Annotated in this window: 1 protein-coding gene; it reads left to right on the forward strand. The window is 65.0% G+C overall.

Annotated features, from left to right (window positions below):
• Window positions 1-668: hypothetical protein (locus BRW65_RS31960; protein ID WP_073881234.1), on the forward strand; the 668-nt coding region annotated here is incomplete at its 5' end.
• Window positions 669-1,131: the final 463 nt, after the last annotated feature.

The raw sequence follows: 1,131 nt of genomic DNA on the forward strand, positions 1-1,131 counted from the left end.
CGCAACCATTCACCGGCACACCCGCCTGGAACCAACCCCCACCCAAACGCCGCAACCCCTGGCCCCTCATCGCCGGCGTCGCCGCACTGGTCGTCGTCCTCGTCGTCGCCGCGGTCGGTATCGCGATGGTCATGGGAGGCGACGACAGCAACCCCCAGGCCAACCGCACATCGACCACCACGACCACGACAACCAGTAGAACGGTCACCACCACGACCACGACCCGGGCCAGCAACCCGCAGAGCAAGCTGCTGAGCGTGCTGCCCGCTGGGTACCCCAATGGCGCCTGCACACCTGCCACCCCCAAGGCGAACAGCATTTGGGTGAATGCGTTGGCCATGGTCGACTGCGACCAGAACACCAACCAGGGCGGCCCTTCCCGCGCCGTCTACGGGTTGTTCGCCAATGCAGATCTGTTGAAGAAGGCGTTCAACGATGACGTCGCCGCCGTGCAGCTGCTCAACTGCCCCGGGGCCGGCCCGTCACCGGACGGCTGGCACCACGACAGCACCCCGACGGTGACCGCCGGCTCAATCGCGTGCGGCACCTACAAGAACCACCCGAACATCATCTGGACCAACGACGCCAAACTCCTGCTCTGTGACGTCTACGGTGATCCTCCCTCCCTCGAGGACCTGCATACGTGGTGGACCAACTACGGCGGCTGAGATCATGTGGCCAAACCACAACGCCGACAGGCTTTCACGAGCGCCGGTAATTGGCGGCCTAGCCGCGGAATTTTCACCATCAGAGGGACGACGCTGACCGCCAGCGCGGCACACCACAGTTGCACCGACAACAACCGATATCCAACGCGATACACCAGATACGAGCAGGTGTGGCGCGGTGACACCGCATGCCGCGGCCCACGTCACGGCCAGCACCTCCGCTCCCTTCGTTCCGGCGTGGCTATGCGGCAAAGGATCCGCACACCCGCTCGCCGCATCCTCAAAGCGCCCCTTGGTCCAGGCGGTTTGGGGTGTTTGTGGTGCGTGGGGGTGGGTGGGGGCTTACGGTCGTGGTTGCTGGGTGTGGGGGTTGCGGCCTCGCGGTGTGCCCGGCAATTGTGGGGTGTCGGTGCTGTGGTGGTTGGGTGACAAGGATCAACGATGAGTGATGAGCAGGCCTCGC

Source organism: Mycobacterium paraffinicum, from assembly GCF_001907675.1.
GTDB lineage: Bacteria > Actinomycetota > Actinomycetes > Mycobacteriales > Mycobacteriaceae > Mycobacterium > Mycobacterium paraffinicum_A.